General features: G+C 64.5%; 10 protein-coding genes. 9 read left to right on the top strand and 1 reads right to left on the bottom strand.

What is annotated here, in order from left to right:
- The 6 genes from AC1DYI_RS10355 to AC1DYI_RS10380 form a co-directional block, all read left to right on the top strand.
- The coding region (locus AC1DYI_RS10355) for a serine hydrolase domain-containing protein (protein ID WP_477204022.1) at positions 1-1,338 on the top strand (1,338 nt) is incomplete at its 5' end.
- Between the two features lie 149 nt (positions 1,339-1,487).
- Positions 1,488-3,491 (top strand): serine hydrolase domain-containing protein, encoded by a 2,004-nt coding sequence (locus AC1DYI_RS10360; protein ID WP_477204023.1) that lies wholly within the window; start codon positions 1,488-1,490, stop codon positions 3,489-3,491.
- Between the two features lie 136 nt (positions 3,492-3,627).
- A complete protein-coding gene (locus AC1DYI_RS10365; protein WP_477204024.1) occupies positions 3,628-7,680 on the top strand; it encodes a response regulator in 4,053 nt (1,350 codons plus the stop codon).
- A 341-nt stretch (positions 7,681-8,021) separates the two neighbouring features.
- A complete protein-coding gene (locus AC1DYI_RS10370) occupies positions 8,022-11,018 on the top strand; it encodes a response regulator (protein WP_477204025.1) in 2,997 nt (998 codons plus the stop codon).
- Positions 11,019-11,210: 192 nt separating this feature from the next.
- Positions 11,211-11,438: a hypothetical protein gene (locus AC1DYI_RS10375; RefSeq protein ID WP_477204026.1), complete on the top strand. Its 228-nt coding sequence runs from the start codon at positions 11,211-11,213 to the stop codon at positions 11,436-11,438.
- 241 nt (positions 11,439-11,679) lie between these two features.
- Complete coding sequence (locus tag AC1DYI_RS10380; protein ID WP_477204027.1) at positions 11,680-12,132, top strand: hypothetical protein; 453 nt, start codon at positions 11,680-11,682, stop codon at positions 12,130-12,132.
- 345 nt (positions 12,133-12,477) lie between these two features.
- Here the strand turns inward: AC1DYI_RS10380 and AC1DYI_RS10385 are convergent, their stop codons facing one another.
- Positions 12,478-13,245 carry an AraC family transcriptional regulator gene (locus AC1DYI_RS10385; RefSeq protein ID WP_477204028.1) on the bottom strand — a complete coding sequence of 256 codons (768 nt, stop codon included), beginning with the start codon at positions 13,243-13,245 and terminating at the stop codon, positions 12,478-12,480.
- A 73-nt stretch (positions 13,246-13,318) separates the two neighbouring features.
- Here AC1DYI_RS10385 and AC1DYI_RS10390 point away from each other — a divergent pair, with 73 nt between their 5' ends.
- The 3 genes from AC1DYI_RS10390 to AC1DYI_RS10400 form a co-directional block, all read left to right on the top strand.
- On the top strand, positions 13,319-14,296 hold the full coding sequence (locus tag AC1DYI_RS10390) for an MBL fold metallo-hydrolase (RefSeq protein WP_477204029.1): 978 nt from the start codon (positions 13,319-13,321) through the stop codon (positions 14,294-14,296).
- 506 nt (positions 14,297-14,802) lie between these two features.
- Entirely contained in the window at positions 14,803-17,565 is a 2,763-nt protein-coding gene (locus AC1DYI_RS10395; RefSeq protein WP_477204030.1) for an exo-rhamnogalacturonan lyase family protein, read from the top strand.
- Positions 17,566-17,665: 100 nt separating this feature from the next.
- A partial coding sequence (locus AC1DYI_RS10400; RefSeq protein WP_477204031.1) for a Crp/Fnr family transcriptional regulator occupies positions 17,666-18,021 on the top strand: 356 nt, incomplete at its 3' end.

Raw genomic sequence — 18,021 nt, forward strand, 5'->3', positions numbered from 1 at the left:
GTGCAGGACGGCCGCGTCGTCTACTCGGGTGGCTTCGGCGTGAAGGAGCTGGGCAAGCCCGACCGCCCCGATGGCGACACGCGCTTCTTGATCGCTTCCAACACCAAGGCGATGGCCACGCTGATGCTGGCGACGCTGGTCGATGAGCAGAAGATCGGCTGGGAGTCGACCGCAGTCAGCCTGTTGCCTTCGTTCAAGCTGGGCAGTGCCGAGACGACGCAGCAAGTCAAGGTCAAGCACCTGATCTGCGCTTGCACCGGCATGCCGCGGCAGGACATGGAGTGGTCGCTCGAATTCAAGGACCTGACGCCGGCCGGCGTGATCATGTCGCTCGGCGCGATGCAGCCGACCAGCGGCTTTGGTGAACTGTTCCAGTACTCGAACCAGATGGCCGCGGCCGCTGGCTACATCGGCGGCCACGTGGCCTACCCGGAGATGGAGCTCGGTGCGGCCTACGACAAGGCGATGCAGGAGCGCGTCTTGGGCCCGCTGAAGATGACCAGCACGACGCACGACTTCGCCCGGGCCCAACAGGGCAACTTCGCCTTGGCCTACTCGCCCGACGTGGACGGCCGCATGACCCATGCCGAGGAGCGCATCAACCTGTCGGCGGTTCCGATTCGGCCGGCTGGCGGTGCCTGGAGCACCGTCAACGACATGCTGCGCTACGTGCAGATGGAGCTGGATGAAGGCAAGCTGCCGGGCGGCAAGCAGTTGCTGTCGCGCGAGGCGCTGCTGGCACGTCGCGCGCCGCAGGTGACAGTCAGTACCGACATCACCTACGGCATGGGGTTGATGGTCAACACCGTCTACGGCACGCCGGTGGTGGACCATGGCGGTGACATGCCCGGGTTTCACACCGACATGATCTGGCTGCCCGAGCACAACGTCGGCGCCGTGGTGCTGACCAATGGCGATCCGGGATGGCTGGTCACCTCGGTGTTCCGACGCAAGCTGCTCGAGGTGCTGTTCGATGGGCTCAACGAAGCCGAGGCGCAGATGGCCACGCAGGCCAGGAACTACTACGACGATCTGGCAGCCGACCGCAGGCTGCTCACCCTGCCGGCCGATGCTGGCGTGGCGGCAAGCCTGGCCGGGCGCTACCACCATTCGGCGGTCGGCGACATCCAGGTCGGCCGGCAGGGGAGCAACCTGCGTTTCGACTTCGGCGAATACGCGAGCGACGTGGGCTCGCGGCACAACCCCGACGGCACCGATTCGCTGGTTAGCGTGGTGCCCGGCGGCAGCGGCCTCGAGTTCCTCGTCGGCAAGCAAGGCGACAAGCGCACGCTGACGTTGCGCGACGCGCAGCACGAGTACGTGCTGGTCGAGCGCTGATCCCGAAAGAGGGCGGCGGCCCCGCTCAGGTGGGGCGCCCCTTTCTGCATTCTGTCCTCCGCTTTTCGCCGTCCGGGCTCACACGGGTGTACGCGCCGCTGCCGGGCTTGCATGATGGCGCCCCATTCATCCAGAGAGGAGCGGCCCCAATGCGAGCCTTGCACAGCGTTGTCCTGTCCCTGACCTTGCCGTGGATCGGTGTGGCCCCGTCGGCCCACGCGGCCCCTTTGACGCCGCTGGCCGCCGCGCTGGAAGCCGCCGCCCCGCTGGCCAAGGACACGCCGAGCACCACGGTGGCCGGCAACACCTTCATCGCCCCGGTGGGCTGGCGTCTGAGCGTGCGCGGGCCGGCCACGATTCTGGAAGCGCCTGAAGGTGGCTCGTCGCTGGCACTGGTCGACATCGACGCGCTAGACGCGAAGGCTGCCGTGGCGGCAGCCTGGGCCGCCTACAAGCCCGATGCCAAGTGGCCGCTGAAGGTCGTATCGCCGGCGGCGCCGAAAGATGGCTGGACGGACCGTCAAGGCTTCAGCTACCAGACCTCGCCGAACGAAAAGCGCGACGTGTCGGTCGAGGTGCGGCGGGCCAACAACCTATGGACCGTGATCATCTACGACATGGCCGGCGATGTGGGCGAGAAGCGCGCCGCGCAGGTTGGCCAGGTGTTCGGCAAGCTACTGCCCAAGGGCTACCAGCGTGAGTCGTTCGCCGGCAAGAAGGCGAACCCGCTGGACGCTCGCCGCGTTGCCGAACTGGGCGGCTTCATCGAACGTGCGATGGCCGCCACGGGTGTGCCCGGTGTCGCCTGGGGCCTGGTGCAGGACGGCAAGGTTGTCTACTCGGGTGGCTTCGGCGTGAAAGAGATCGGCAAGCCGGCCCGGCCCGATGGCGACACCCGCTTCATGATCGCCTCCAACACCAAGGCGATGGCGACGCTGATGCTGGCCACCTTGGTCGACGAGAAGAAGATCGGTTGGGAATCGACCGCGGTGAGCCTGCTGCCGTCGTTCAAGCTGGGCAGCGCCGAGACCACGCAGCAGGTGAAGGTCAAGCACCTGATCTGCGCCTGCACCGGCATGCCGCGGCAAGACCTGGAATGGTTGCTGGAGTTCAAGGACCTGACGCCCAACGGTGCAATGACGCTGCTGGGCACGATGCAGCCAACCAGCGGTTTCGGCGAGTTGTTCCAGTACTCCAACCCGATGGCTGCGGCGGCGGGCTACATCGGCGGTCACGTGGCCTACCCGCAGATGGAGCTGGGCGCTGCCTACGACAAGGCGATGCAGGAGCGCGTCTTCGGCCCGCTGAAGATGACCAACACGACGCACGACTTCACACGTGCCAAGCAGGGCAACGTCGCCTCGGCGCATGCGCCCGATGTCGATGGCCACATGACCCACGCCGAAGACCGCACCAACCTGTCGGTGATCCCGGTGCGCCCGGCCGGCGGCGCCTGGAGCACGGTCAACGACGTGCTGCGTTATGTGCAGATGGAGCTGGACGAAGGCAAGCTGCCCGACGGCAAACGCCTGCTGTCACGCGAGGCACTGCTGGCGCGCCGTGCGCCGCAGGTGACTGTCAGCACCGACGTCACCTACGGCATGGGGCTGCAGGTCAACACGGTCTATGGCACGCCGGTCGTTCACCACGGTGGCGACATGATCGGTTTCCACAGCGACATGATGTGGTTGCCCGAGCACAACATCGGCGCGGTCGTGTTGACCAACGGCGACCCGGGCTGGATGGTGCGCAGCGTGTTCCGCCGCAAGCTGCTCGAGGTGCTGTTCGATGGCCGCCCCGAAGCCGAGGCACAGATCAGCGCTTCGGCCAAGTCCTTCTACGACGAGTTGGCTGCAGACCGCAAGCTGCTGACCGCGCCAGCCGACGCCAGCCTGGCCGCCGGGTTGGCTGCGCGTTACCACCACCCGGCCCTCGGCGAGGTGCAGGTCGTTCGCCAGGGCACGACTTTGCGCTTCGACTTCGGCGAATATGCCAGTGACATGGGCTCGCGCCGCAACCCGGACGGCACCGACTCGCTGCTGACGCTGGTGCCCGGCTTCAGCGGGTTGGAGTTCGTGGTCGGCCGCAAGGACGACAAGCGCACGTTGACGTTGCGCGATGCACAGCATGAGTACGTGCTGATCGAGCGCTGAGGCCCGGCGCCGCCGCTCCGCGTGCAGGGGCGGCCGAGCCGGCCGGTGATTGCTGGCCGGCTCTTTCTCATTGCGCCGCTGCGCATTTGACCGGACACTGGGGTCTCATCACCAGGACCGTTCGAGGGGGCGGATCATGGGATTCCTGCTCTACCCAGCGATTGCCCTGACGAGCCGCCTGCGCTACGCGCAGAAGTTCACCTTGCTGGGGCTGCTGGTCCTCGTCGCGATTGGCTCGCTGCAGTTCAGCCTGTACCGCGCGCTGGACCGGGTGATCGAGCCGTCTCGACTCGAGCTGCAGGGCGTGGACGAGATGCTGTTGCTGCATCGCGCTGTTCAGCTCATCCAGCAACACCGGGGCCTGTCGGCGGGGTTGTTGGGCGGAAACGTGAGCCTGCAGGAGAAGCGGGCCGACAAGGCGCGCGAGACGCAAGAGGCAATCCAGCGCCTCATCCAGCAATTGCCCGCCCGCATCCTGACAGGCCCCGCCTGGCGTGATTTCCACGCCGGCTGGACCAGCCTGCGCCAGGACGGCCTGAACTGGCCGGTGGCAAGAAATCTGCTGGCGCACGATCAGCTCGTTGCCAAGGGGATTGCGGTCGCACCGGACATCACGGATGCGACCGCGCTGACCCTCGACCCCGATCTCGACAGCTACTACCTCGTTGCGGCGCTGGTCGAACTGCCGCGTTTCCTGGAGCAACTCGGGCAGACACGTGCCTATGGTGCGGCGGCCTTGGCGCGCAAGGAGATCGACAACGCCCAAAAGACCCACATGGCGGAAATCCTCGGGCGGGTGGCGATCGCCCATGCGGGGTTCAAGAGCACCTTGGGCAAGGTGATCGCCTACAACCCGTCGCTCGACGCCCGGTTGACCTTGTCGTGGCAGGCCATCGAGGACGAGATGCTCGGGGTGACGACGCTGGTGCGCAGCGAGATCCTGACCGAGAGGTTCGGGGTGGATTCCGCCGCCTACATCGACCGCACGACGGCGCTGATCAACCAAGGCTTCACGATGGGCGAGGACATCCTGGCCCCCGCCTTTCGGCGTTTGATCGAAGCACGCCTGGCCGCCGCGACCGCCAGCCTGAGGCTGAACGTGGCCATCAGCGGCCTGCTGGCGCTGGCATTCGCCTACCTCGTCGTCGGCACGTTCCTGGCCTTGACGCAGCAGATCCAGCGTTCCCGCGACCGGCTGCAAACGATGGTCGACAACAGCGCCGAGCGGGCGGAACTCGTCGAGAGCATCGCCGAGGGTGACTTGTCGAAAGACCTGCGCGACAGCGAACCCGAACCCTCGTCCGGCGCTCGCGATGCCATCGTCTCGCGCGACGAGGTCGGAGAACTCTGGGCCTCGCTCGACGAGATGCGCCGACTTCAGCACCGCTTGGGGCGTGGTTTCGTGAAGATGACCCGCACGCTGCGGCAGCACCGCGACGCGGAGCGCGTTCAGGACTGGTTCAAATCGGGCGTCAACGCGGTCGACATGCATCTTCGCGGTGACCGCACGATCGAGCAGCTGAGCCAGTCGGTCATCGAGGAGCTGGCCACCCGCGTCGGCGGCGCCGTCGCGGTGATCTACCTGACCGACGATGGGCCGACGGCGAGCGACGAGTTGAAGCTCGCGGCGTCCTATGCCTACGCCGCCGAGCGAACGGCGCGTGTGCGGATTCGGTTGGGCGAAGGGCTGGCGGGCGAGGCGGCACGGACGAAGAAGACCCTCGTCCTGTCTGACCTGCCGAGTGGCTACCTGCCGATTGCTTCGGCGCTGTCCGAGACCCGCCCGGTCGCCGTGGTTGCGGTGCCGCTGGTCCATGACGACAAGCTGAAAGGTTTGGTCGAGATCGGCAGCCTGCATGGCTTCGAGCCGCAGCAGATCGAATGGCTGGAACAGGTGGCCGAGTCGATCGCCATCTCGATCGACGTGCTGCAGGCACGCCAGCGTGTCAACGGGTTGCTGGCGCAGACCCAGGCGCAGACCGAAGAGCTGCGTGTCCAGCAAGAGCAGATGCAGGAAACCAACCAGGAGCTGGAGGAACGCACGCAGCTGCTGGAGCAGCAACGCGAGACGATCCAGGCGAAGAACCGGGAAGTCGAGGCCGGCAACCTGCAGCTGGCCCGCAAGGCGCAGGAGCTGGAGCGCATCAGCACCTACAAGTCCGAGTTCCTGGCCAACATGTCGCACGAGTTGCGAACACCGCTGAACAGCATGCTGATCCTGTCCAGCCTGCTGCAGCAAAACCGGGACCGTCGGTTGACGGACAAGGAGGTCGAATATGCCGCCACCATCCACGGGGCCGGCAAGGATTTGCTGAACCTGATCAACGACATCCTCGACCTGTCCAAGATCGAGGCCGGCCGATTGGAATTGCGGGTCGAGGACGTGTGCGTCGCCGACGTGGTCGATGAGCTGACGCGCCTGTTCAAGCCAATGGCCGACGACCGGCACATCGAGTTCAGCGCCCGCGTGGCCGAGGGCACGCCCGAGAGCTTGCAGGCAGACGGTTCACGCCTGCAGCAAGTCCTCAAGAACCTGCTGTCGAACGCCATCAAGTTCACCTCGCAGGGGCGGGTCTCGCTCGAGATCGAGCCGTCGTGGATCGGCACCGGCTCGGCGAGGGTGCCGGCCTTGAGCTTCGCGATCCGCGATACCGGCATCGGCATTGCCGAAGACAAGCACCAGCAGATCTTCCAGGCCTTTCAACAAGCCGATGGCTCGACCAGCCGGAAGTTCGGCGGCACGGGCCTCGGGCTGTCCATCTCTCGCCAGCTGGCCCATCGCATGGGCGGTGACATCAGCCTGCGCAGCACCGTCGACGAGGGCAGTGTGTTCACGCTGCGTGTTCCTCTCGATGCATCGTCGGCGGCCGCCGAGCAACCCACCGATGGCGTCGCCGCGCGCATGGCGCCGCGCGCCAGCCCCGCGTCGACCACGCCAGCGCCGGCTGCGTCAGGCGAGGCCTTGCCCGCTGCCGTGATCGAGGATGACCGTGAACGGGCCGGACCGGATCGGCGCACGATCCTGATCATCGAGGATGACCGTGCCTTCGCCGGCATCTTGCGCGATGCCGTGCGCGAACACGGCTTCGACGCCATCGTCGCCGTCGATGGCGAAAGTGGCATCGAACTCGCCGATCGCCTGGTGCCCGACGCGATCATCCTGGACGTGATGCTGCCGCGCATCGATGGGTGGGGCGTCATGCGCAGCATCAAGGGCAACCTGCGAACCAGGCACATCCCGGTCCATTTCGTGACCTGCCTCGAGGACCGTCAAAAGGCCATGGGCATGGGGGCCATCGGCTTTGTCTCGAAGCCGGCCAGCATCGAGCAGCTCGACCGTGTCTTTCGCTCCATCAACGTCGCGATCGACAAGGCCGAGAAGAAGCTCTTGCTGGTCGAAGACGACGACGTGGAGGCCATGAGCGTGATGGCACTGCTCGAAACCAAGGGCCTCGTGATCGTGCGCGCGCGGTCGGCGCCCGAGGCGCTGGCACAACTGGCACAGGAGACATTCGATTGCATGGTGCTCGACCTGGGCCTGAGTGGTGCATCCGGCTTCGATCTGCTCGACCAGCTCCAGCGGGAAGGCAACGGCCCGGCGATCCCGATCATCGTGCACTCGGGGCGCAGCCTGTCGACCGAGGACGAACGGCGTTTGCTGCGCTACACCGAGAGCGTCATCATCAAGGGCGCCCAGAGCCCCGAGCGCCTGCTCAATGAAGTGAGCCTGTTCCTGCACATGGTGGGGAGTTCGCTGCCGCCTGCCAAGCAGAAGATGATCCAGCTCGCGCTCGACAAGGAGGCGATGTTCGARGAGCGCAAGGTGCTGCTGGTCGACGACGACATGCGCAACATCTTTTCGCTTTCCAGCGCCTTGGCCGCCAAGGGCATGCGCATCGTCGAGGCGACAACCGGCGGCGAAGCGCTGGACCAGCTCAAGCTCCATCCCGACGTGGACATCGTGCTGATGGACGTCATGATGCCGCAGATGGATGGGCTTGAGGCGATGCGCCGCATCCGGCGCATCGGCACCTTCGCCAAGCTGCCGATCATCGCGTTGACGGCCAAGGCGATGGCCGGCGACCAGAAGGCCTGCCTCGACGCGGGGGCCAACGACTACATCGCCAAACCTGTCGATCTGGACAAGCTGCTCTCGCTGATGCGCGTCTGGCTCTACCACGCTCGATGAGCACTGCCGCGGCGGTGTGATCAAGGGCGTGGGGCGGGCAGCCCGTTTGCCCTGTGGTCGGCGCCTCAGCCTGGCCAGGGAATACCGCGGCCGGCGGGCCGCTTCGGGCGTTGCCTATCTGCCCCCAGCGAACTACCATCTCCCAGAGGAGCACGGATGTGTGGCCTGCAGCTGCAAGGCGGCCTGGTCAGCCATTCGAGATCCGCCGGGTGCCGTCATGGCCTCGATGCCCAAGAGCGCATTGGCGCGTTGTACATCGGATCGAGTGGTCAAACTGGACGAACTCGCCGTGTTGCTGATCGAGCTGGCTGGGCGCACCGACGATGGTCGGGCGGGAAAGCATGGTAAGCGAGGGACGCGTTCCCATTCTGCTGGTCGATGACCGTCAAGAGAGCTTGACGGCGCTTCAGGCTGGCCTCAGCGGGATCGATGCGCTCGATTGCATTCAGGCTCGCTCGGGCGACGCAGCGCTGCAGCWATTGTTGTCGCGCGAGTTCGGCCTCGTCCTGATGGGCGTTCGAAAGCCCGGGGCCGACGGCTTCGAGGCGGCGGCGCTGATCCGTGCCAATCCGAAGACCAGCCAGATCCCCATCCTCTTCGTCGTGGCGCAGCCTGCGGTAGGTGATTTCGAGTTCCGTGGCCACGAACTCGGTGCGGTCGATTGCCTGGTCGAGCCGATCGAGCCCGCGGTGCTGCGCGCCAAGGTCATGGTCTTCGTCAGCCTGTTCCGGCAGCGCCAGGCCTTGACCGAAAGGGACCGCCAGCTGTTGAGCCTCCAGGAGCTGATCAACGGACGCGGCGCGCGCCGCACCGGTGATTCACCCTTGCGCGTGCTGCTGGTCGACGACCGGCCGGAGAACCTGATTGCGCTCGAAGCCATGTTGTCGGACATGAGCGACGTTTCGCTGGTCAAGGCCATGTCGGGCCAGGACGCCTTGCGCGCCGTCTTGCGCGAAGACTTCGCCGCGATCTTGCTGGATGTGCAGATGCCGGGGATGGATGGTTTCGAGACGGCCGAGCTGATCCGCTCCAACCCGAAGACACGCAACATGCCGATCATCTTCGTCACCGCCGGCATGCGGGATTCGGACTCGCGCGAGCAAGCCTACCGGCAGGGGGCGGTGGACTACCTGATGAAGCCGCTCGAGCCGGCCGTCGTCAGGAGCAAGGTGCGCGTGTTCTGCGACCTCTATGCGCAGCGCCAGACGATCGCCCGCCACAACGCGCAGCTGGAAACCCTGGTGGCCAACCGGACGGCGGCGCTGCAGCGGTCGAACGACGAACTGGCCCGCGAAAGAGACCGCTACCGCGAGATGTCCGCCAAGTTCGAGCTGGCCACCAGCGGTGCCCTCCTGGGGGTTTGGGACTGTGATCTGCGCACCGGCGAACTGCTGTGGGACGCACGGATGCATGAGCTCTACGGCTTGACCCCGGCGCAGTTCCGCGGTGACCACGCAGCCTGGATTGCCTGTGTGCATCCGGACGATCGAACGTTTTGTGAAACGTCGATCAGGCTCGCGCTGCGAGGCGAGCAAGACTACGACATCGAGTTCAGGATCGTCCGCCCCGATGGCACGGTGCGGTACGTCAAGGGTTCTGCACGCGTGGTATTCGACGAGGCCGGTCGGGCGTTGCGCATGACCGGCATCAACCAGGACATCAGCGGGATCAAGCAGATCGAGCAGGAGGTGCGCGCCCACCGCGACCGCTTGCTGGAGCTGGTCGACGAGAAGACGGCCAGTCTGCGGGCGGTCGTCGACCATGCGGCCGAAGGCATCATCACCACCGACTTGACGGGTGTCATCCTCGGCTTCAACCTGGCGGCCGAACGCATGTTCGGCCACACCGCGGCCGCGGCCGTCGGCCAGAAGGTGAACATGCTGATGCCGGCGCCGCATGACCAGGCGCACGACGGCTACATCGAGCGCTACCTCGGCGGCGCCAGCTCGCAGATCGTCGGCGGCGGCCGCGAAGCGGTAGGGCTGCGGGCCGACGGCAGCAGCTTCCCGGTCTACATCGCCGTCAGCGAATTCGCGGTCGGCGGCGAGCGGCGCTTCACGGCGATCGTGCACGACATCTCGAAGCAGAAAGCCCTCGAGGCCAGCCTGGTGCATGCGCGTGAGGTGGCCGAAGCGGCCAACCAGGCCAAGGGCAGCTTCCTGGCCAACATGAGCCATGAGATCCGCACGCCCTTGAACGCCATCATCGGGCTGGCGCATCTGCTGCGCTGGTCCGGCCTGACGCCTGACCAGTGCGAGCGGCTGGGCAAGATCGATTCGGCGGCCAACCACCTGCTGTCGGTCATCAACGACATCCTCGATCTTTCGAAAATCGATGCCGGCAAGCTCGAGCTCGAGCACCTGGACTTCGGCCTGAGCGCGGTGCTGGAGTACGTGCGCTCGCTGATTGCAGACCAGGCGCAGGCCAAGGGCCTGACGGTCGCGGTCGAGTCCGAAGGCGTTCCCGAGTGGTTGCATGGCGACCCGACGCGGTTGCGCCAGGCGCTGCTGAACTTCGCCAGCAACGCGGTCAAGTTCGCCGAGCACGGCACGATCTCGCTGCGCGCGGCCGTGCTGGAAGATTGCGGCGGCAGCCTGCTGGTCCGCTTCACCGTCGAAGACGAAGGTATCGGCATCGCCGAGGACAAGCTGTACCGCGTGTTCCACGCCTTCGAGCAGGTCGACATCTCGACCTCGCGCCGCTATGGCGGCACCGGCCTGGGCTTGACCATCACCCGCCGGCTGGCCGAGATGATGGGCGGCGAAATAGGCGTGCAAAGCGAGCTGGGGCGCGGCAGCACCTTCTGGTTCACCGCCCGTCTGGCCCGGGGGCTTGGGCCCATGCCGCCCGTCGTCCGCGCCCTTACGTCGAATGCCGAATCGGAAGTGCGGCGCCACCACTCTGGTGCGCGACTGCTGCTGGCCGAAGATCACCCAGTCAACCGTGAGGTGGCGCTGGAGATGCTTCGCTGCGCTGGGCTGTCGGTGGATGTGGCCGTTGACGGCCGCGAGGCGGTGGACAAAGCCCGCGCCAATGCCTACGACCTGATCCTGATGGACGTGCAAATGCCCCAGATGGATGGCCTGGAAGCGACGCGCGCCATCCGCTCGCTGCCGTCGCGCATGGCGACCCCGGTGCTCGCCATGACCGCCAGCGCGTTCGATGAAGACCGCCGCGCCTGCCAGGAGGCGGGCATGAACGGCGTCGTCACGAAGCCGGTGAACCCGGAAGCGCTCTTCGCGGCGCTGCTGAAGTGGCTGCCCGAAGCCGCCCCGGTTGACGAGTCGAAGACGGCGGCGGCGCCGCGGTCGGCAGCGCCAAGCGCTTCAGATTCGTAGCGCCGTTCAGGCGTGCGATTGCTGCGCTGCAGCAACTCAGCCGTCCGTCGTCTGAGGGACAAGGGAACTCTTTCTAGGGAGAAATGGCCGAATGTGGATAAAGTCGCCACATCTGATGGCGAAAGTCTGCTCAAATTTGGGCTAATTCATCCGAAAAAACAGGGAAGTAACCGCCCAGCAGAAGGAGTTCCCATGGCCGAAGTTCGCGTGCAGGTCCCAGATGAAATCATGGCGGAGTTGAAGTCCACACTCGGGCTCCGTACCAACACAGACATCGTCGAGGAGGCTCTGACGATGCTCAATTGGGCCGCAGAAGAGAAGAAGAATGGCCGGCAAATTTTTTCTGCCAAGCCGGACGGCAAAGACGTGACGCGTCTGGCGATGCGTTCATTAATGAACGGAGTTAGGTCAACCGTTTGAGCCCCTCAACCGTCTAAGAGAAAAGGCCGCACGCGCGGCCGAGCGTTGGCGCGCGTGCGGTCGTGAAATTGCTTCCAGCCCTCAAGAGGCTGGGAGGTCCGCATGGACGATTCCAACGAAACCAGGGTGATAGTTCCGCGACCCGTTCACGGCCGCAGGGACGATGACACGCCGTCGTTTTTGGACGTCCACCACTGCAGGGATGCAGTTCCGCCGCGAGTCCCAGTCAAGGAGGCGCCGCATGGACACGACTCTGGAAGCCGTCCCGTCGAGACTGGAGGTTGACGGTCGCGTGGCCACGCCGGCGGCCATCCCGGGCGCCACCTATGCCGACATGACGGGGCTGCAACGCAGCGGGGTCCGGCTGGCTTCGTGGATGCTGGCGATGATCGGCCTGCTCGCGCTGCTGTTGCTGGGGCTGATCGCGTTCAGCGAATACGTTGCCCGCCCGCCCGAGGTGGTCACTGCACAGGCGTTGATCGAACGCGCCGCACAGCACTACGCGGCTGCCAGCGAGCCTGAAACGCTGAAACAGGTGAACGACCTGCTGACCCGCCTGGCCGAGATCCAACGCGCCACACGCGAGTTCTGGACCAACTACAGCCAGTTCCTGCTGATGAACCTGCTGCTGCCGGTGCTGACGTCGATCCTGGGGTACGTGTTCGGGACTTCGCGCGGTGGGGGAAGTCCGTAACGGCTGGCGCCAGCTCGGCATGCTGGCGTCTGCGGCCATCAGCAGGCCATCGTGTCGTTCGGTGAGAACACAGGTCGGCCGTACGGTGCACGACGATCAGCTCCGGGCTCGAATGCATGGCCAATGCCGACTACGACAGCACGACACCTACGTTTGCGTTCTGCCTGACGACGCGCACGACAACTATGACGGCGGAACTACGCAAAACGATGGCAGTTCGGTGAAACGCTGTGGCCGAACGACGCAATCCTGCTGCTAAGACGCTGAGCGAAGACGCCCATGAGCAGGCAAGCGCTTCTGGTCTGCCCAGTGGTCCACGACAAACTCATGCCCGCAAACAGTTGGCTATTCGTCGTCCTTGCGAAAGTAGCGCGCCGGCGTCTCGCCAAAGGCTTGACGAAACACTGCGATGAACGACGACACGTCGGCGTATCCAACCTCAAACGCTACCTGGGTCACGCTGCGACCCAGGCTCAAAGGCTCCATTGCCTTGAGCAGCCGCAACTGCTGTCGCCACTGGCCGAAGCTCAGGCCAGTGTCCTTCAGAAACAGGCGCGCAGCGGTGCGTTCGGTCATTCCGCAGTCAGCCGCTAGTGCGGCCAGCGGCCGTGAATCTGCAGGGTTGACCTCAAGTTGGCAGGTCAGGCGCACCAGCCGCGGGTCAGCAGCAGCGGGCAGGCCAGTTGGCACAACCGCCAGTGCAGCAAGCCGATCGATGATCACCTGCATCAGCCGTTGCTCAGGGCCTTCGGCCGGATGATCGGGGCCAAACCCCGATGCTTCAACGAGTAGCAGTCGCAGAAGCGGATCTACATTCACCACGCAGCATTGGGGCGGCACCGGCACAGCGCCTGGCTGGGCATAGAGCGTGCGAAGCCAGCACCCGCGCTTTGCGCTGCCGCGATGCCTTTCGCCTGGAAGAATCCATACCGCGCGCTGCGGCGGAACAACCCACAGGCCCGCATCCGTGCGCACCGTGTGCACGCCCTCGCTGGCATAGACGAACTGCGCACACCGGTGCTGATGCCATGGACTGCGAAGCGACTCGTAGCGCTGCGACAGCACGAACACTGGCCGCGCCGCCAGGTCGGGATCCACAAGATTCTTCGGCATGTCTGTCCTGCCCTGTTTTCTGTCGTTCCATGCCGAGACGCGGCGAAGGGGGCACTCTACGCTGACGACTCCCTTGAAACAGCACGAAGCCAACACTCCGATGAGATCCTCCCTTACTGCATGCGTCCTGGTCACGCTCGCTCTCGCCGCCGGCAATGCTGGCGCCGGTCAACTGCACGTTTTCACCTCCGACGCCAGTGGCTTCAATACCCATTCAGTCTGGTACGACGATGGCCAGGAGATCACCGTGGTTGACGCCCAGTTCACGTCAGCTCAGGCGCAGGCGCTGCTGGCCGACATCCGGCGGCAATCGGCCTCGCCGGTCACTCGCGTGATCGTTACGCATCCCAATCCCGACAAGTTCAATGGGCTTGCGGTCTTCCACAAGGCGGGTGTTCAAAGCATTGCCTCGAAGAAGACGGCGGCGGCCATTCCGGAGGTCGATCGCTACAAGCACCACTTCTTCGTCAACATCGCGAAGATGTTCACCGAAGAAACCTACCCGCAAGTCGAAGCGGTGAAGACCACCTACAGCGGCCGGCAGGAGATCCGGTTGAAGTCGGGGGAGACGATCACGCTGATCGAACTGCCGCACGCCGGCGTTTCTAGCGACCAGACGGTGGTGCGCATTGACAGCACCGGTGATCTGATCGTCGGAGACCTCGTGCACTCGCACACGCACGCCTGGCTCGAAGGCGGCATCGTCGGCGGCAAACCCACGCCCGACCTCGCCGGCTGGAAGTCCGACCTGAAGGAACTGACCAAGCTCGGACATGGCAAGGTTTACGGCGGTCGCGGCCAATTCCTGCCGGTGAAGCAAGCGGTGACCGAGCAGATTGAATATCTGGAGAAAGCCGAGGCCCTTGTGGATCGATATATCAGCACACTGGGTGACAGGACCCCCGAACTGGCTGACCTTGCGCTTCAAGGGCGGCATTACGCAGCCCTACAGGACAGGTTTAGCCAGACGTTTCCTGACTACGCCATGCCTGAATTGATTGGCTACAGTGTCTATGGGCTGGTAGGGCAGAGGCAGGCCTTGCACCGGTAGACGCCTCACGCCAGCGTTTAAGGTGCTGGCATCAAGCCCTTGCAACTGGAACCCTTGCTTGGCGACGTCGTGTTGTCCGCCTGATCCGTCTCACACGTTGGCGTCAGCATGTGTTCGCCGGCTTGCGTACCTGCGAGCGCCTTTTCGTGTCGATCTATGCGGCGCGGTCCCGCGCGATAGTGCGCACAGCTGAATTTCAGCTGAATCTTGCGCCTCGCGACATAGCCTAACTCAAGAGTTACTCCCGCTCACCACGAAAGCAGTGCGACCCCTAACTCGCAGAGTTCGTGGTCGACGCTGGATCGCCAGAATCGCCACGCATCGCGTTGCCTCTCCAGAGATCTGTGCGCGCATCAGCGAAACATCGAGTTGGCCGTTCGTCAGAAACTGAAGCGACCAGCGTCGCGTACCTGAAGTTACACCGAGCATTAACCCAGGATAGCGACAGGTGCGCGCAGCGTTGAAGAGACTCGACATCGAACCGATACGGTTCAAGGAGACTCCATATGAAGCGTGAATTCAAGTTCCCGAAGGCGCTGCTTGCCGCGCTGGCGACCAGATCTATGAGACGACTTCCGGCGACGCTGATGATGGCCGCGGCATGCGGCGCCGCAACCATCGGCAGTGCGGCCAATTCGTACACGGCCCTCGACGCGGCCGAAAAAATCGCCGGCAACAAATACATTCCATTGAACCTCGCCGCCGGACCGGCTGCCGACAAATCACCTCTGCGCACCGGTGTGCCATTTCCGATGGGTGAGCTATCCAACATCAAGAACCTGCGCCTGGAAACTGGTGACGGCGGCCAGGAAGTGCCGGCCCAGTTTGACGCGATCTCGCGTTGGCCCGACGGCTCGATCAAGGTGGCCTTGACGCAGCTCGTGGCCGACCTCGGTGCAGCTCAGTCCTACCGCGTGGCCTATGGCCCTGGCGTGACCCGTATGCCGCTGCCTCGCGATGTGTCGATCAGCGGCAAAGGGACCAGCAAGATCACGGTCGACACCGGCTTGGTGAAGTTCACCGTCAACGGCCAGGGTGTCATCAGCAAGGTCTGGCGCGACGCCAACGCCAATGGCAAGTTCGAAGAGCGCGAGCAGTTGATCGACTCGGGCGACCTGTTCATGGTCAACGCTTTCGACAACCACGAGTACACCGCGTCCGCGGCCACCGATGCGGTGGTCACCGTCGAAGAGAGCGGCCCGCTGCGTGCGGTGGTCAAGGCCCAGGGTTCGCTCACCGACAGCAGCGGCACCAAGCTGATCAAGTACCAGGTGCGCTACTACGCCAACCAGGGCTCCGACAAGATCGACATGGAGGTCTCGGTCATCGATGACCGGCTGGAGCCCGACGTCGAACACGACCCCGTGTCGTTCGCCATTGCGGCCAAGGGTCTAGGCATGCGCTGGCATTACTTGTCCGACGGCGCGGCCGATTACCGGTTCGGCGGTGAAAACGGTGCGGCGTACGCGGGCACGGTGTCCGGCGAACACTACCTGCTGCAGAAGGGCGACTTCCGGTTCGAAACAAAAATCGTGAACGGACACCCGCAGGGCGAGGACAAGGGCAACACCTTCGCCTACAGCGGTGTGGGCACGGGCAGCAAGGCTCCGGGCTGGGTGACACTGGACGCCGACAAGCGCCACCTGGCCTTGATGGTCAGGGACTTCTGGCAGCAGTTCCCGGGCGAGTTGAACATCAACGGCAACACTCTGACCGCATCGCTGTTCCCGGTGCGCGCGGGCGGCACCGAAGCAGACCCGCCAGCGCAGTCGGGCGACCACTACCGCCGCGCAGGCAGCATGTACTTTGCCCGCCCAGGGGGCGCCAAGACCTACCAGCTGCGTTTCGCATTCGGCAGCAGCAAGCCCACCACCCACGCTGTCGAGCGCATGAACGACAGTTACCAGCGCCACACCCTGGACCTGATGGCGGCGCGGACCTGGTACACCTCGTCGGGTGTCTTCGGCGACCTGAACGTCGGCACCTCGACGAAGGCGGATACCGGCTATGACGCCTACCTGATGCGTGACATCTACGAGGCGAGCATCGAGCGGACCGATGGCAACGCCACGATGTTCGGCTGGCGCGACTACGGTGACCGCTTGCGTGCGGGCTGGACGGATGTCACGGACACTCAGGTGTGCATCCCCAGCTTCTACAACGACACCCACGTTGGCGCGAACAACTTCTTCACCGAGTTTCTGCGCACCGGTGACCAGCGCTGGTACCAACTGGCCGACATCAGCACGCGCCACTTCATGGACCTGGACGTGTCGCATGGCCCGCGTGCCAATTACTGGTCCACCGGTGGTGTGCCACAGCCGGCCGGCGAAGTACACGCCATCGGCCATGAAAACAACGACCACCAGGACCGCAACCTGCACTGGGGCCATTCTCATGTCAGCGGCCTGAGCAACAACTATCTGCTCACCGGCGACAAACGTTCGCTGGACGTGCTGACCGAAGTGGCGGGCTGGTGGAAGTTCGTGTCACCGCACTTCTTCAAGCGGCCCTTCCATGCCGCCGACAAGTACCGTGAAGCCGAACGCGATTACGGCTGGCCGCTGTACGTGATGAACGAATATGTGCGAGCCACCGGCGATGCGCAATACCACAAGGACGTGGCGGGCGGCTTGGTGACCTACCTGAACCAATGGTTCAGGACGCCGCTCAACCACATTGGCTACAACCCCGTCACTGGCGTCATCTCCAACAAGGTCATCGGCGTGAACGATGCCAACCAAGGCACCGGCTTCTGGACCATGACCAAGATGGACAACGGTAGCGGCTACAACGCGACCGGGACCAACCCGTGGATGGCCGGCGCCCTGCTCGGCAACATCATCAAGTTCTACGAGGCCGACAAGCAGTTCGCGGCGGCTGGCCAGGCGTCGGGGGTGAGCCATCCGGAGCTGATCGACATGCTGCTGCAGGGCATGAACTACGTCGTCAAACACGGCTACGACAAGGACGATAAGTACTTCGTGTATTCGGAAGTGACCCGCGGCACCGATGGTGGCAGCAACCACATCGTCTACCCGCTGGCGTACCTGGATCGTCTGTACAAGCAGGAGCTTGCCGCTGGCCACCTGGCCCATCCGGAGTGGTACGACACCCAAAGTAGCTGGCTCAAACTGGCCACCGAGCGGTACGACCTGATGCGAAGCATGAAGGTCGGCACCAACACCCAGTCCTATGGGTTCTATGGCTACGAGATCGTCTACCCGGCGGACTTCTTCAAGGTCATGAAGGACACCACAGGGCATTGAGGATCGCCTTCGGGGGTGCCTGTGTCTCCAATGAACGATCGCACGCACAGGTTGCATGGCAAGTACGGCTAAGGAAGTCGCCGAGCTGTTGGCGGGGTGCTTGCTGCCGCAGTGGGAGTGCTTCGCGACGGGCATCACCACAAGGCATTTGCGTGCGGGAGAGTTCCTCTTCCACGCCGGTCAGATGCAGTCGTCGGTGTTCATCGTCAATCGGGGCGTGGTGAAGCTGGTCTACGAGACGGTGGACGGAAAGCACTGGGTGAAGAACCTGGCCACGGCCGGCACGTACATCGCGAACATGACGACCCGGTCGCAGACCGGCCCCGCCAGGTTTTCGGCGCAGGCCCTGGCCGACACACAGCTGGAGGAGATGGCATATGAGCAGATTCAGTCGCTCGCAACGCGCCACATCGAGTGGCAGCGGGTGGTGGGCCGAGCCTATGAGCTGTATGCCTC

The sequence above is a fragment of the Ideonella sp. P3_A4 genome (genome assembly GCF_056403075.1).

Excerpts from the sequence above, each read along its gene's own strand:
- AC1DYI_RS10360 (WP_477204023.1), top strand. The coding sequence starts at position 1,488 with ATGCGAGCCTTGCACAGCGTTGTCCTGTCCCTGACCTTGCCGTGGATC.
- AC1DYI_RS10375 (WP_477204026.1), top strand. The coding sequence starts at position 11,211 with ATGGCCGAAGTTCGCGTGCAGGTCCCAGATGAAATCATGGCGGAGTTG.
- AC1DYI_RS10380 (WP_477204027.1), top strand. The coding sequence starts at position 11,680 with ATGGACACGACTCTGGAAGCCGTCCCGTCGAGACTGGAGGTTGACGGT.
- AC1DYI_RS10385 (WP_477204028.1), bottom strand. The coding sequence starts at position 13,245 with ATGCCGAAGAATCTTGTGGATCCCGACCTGGCGGCGCGGCCAGTGTTC.
- AC1DYI_RS10395 (WP_477204030.1), top strand. The coding sequence starts at position 14,803 with ATGAAGCGTGAATTCAAGTTCCCGAAGGCGCTGCTTGCCGCGCTGGCG.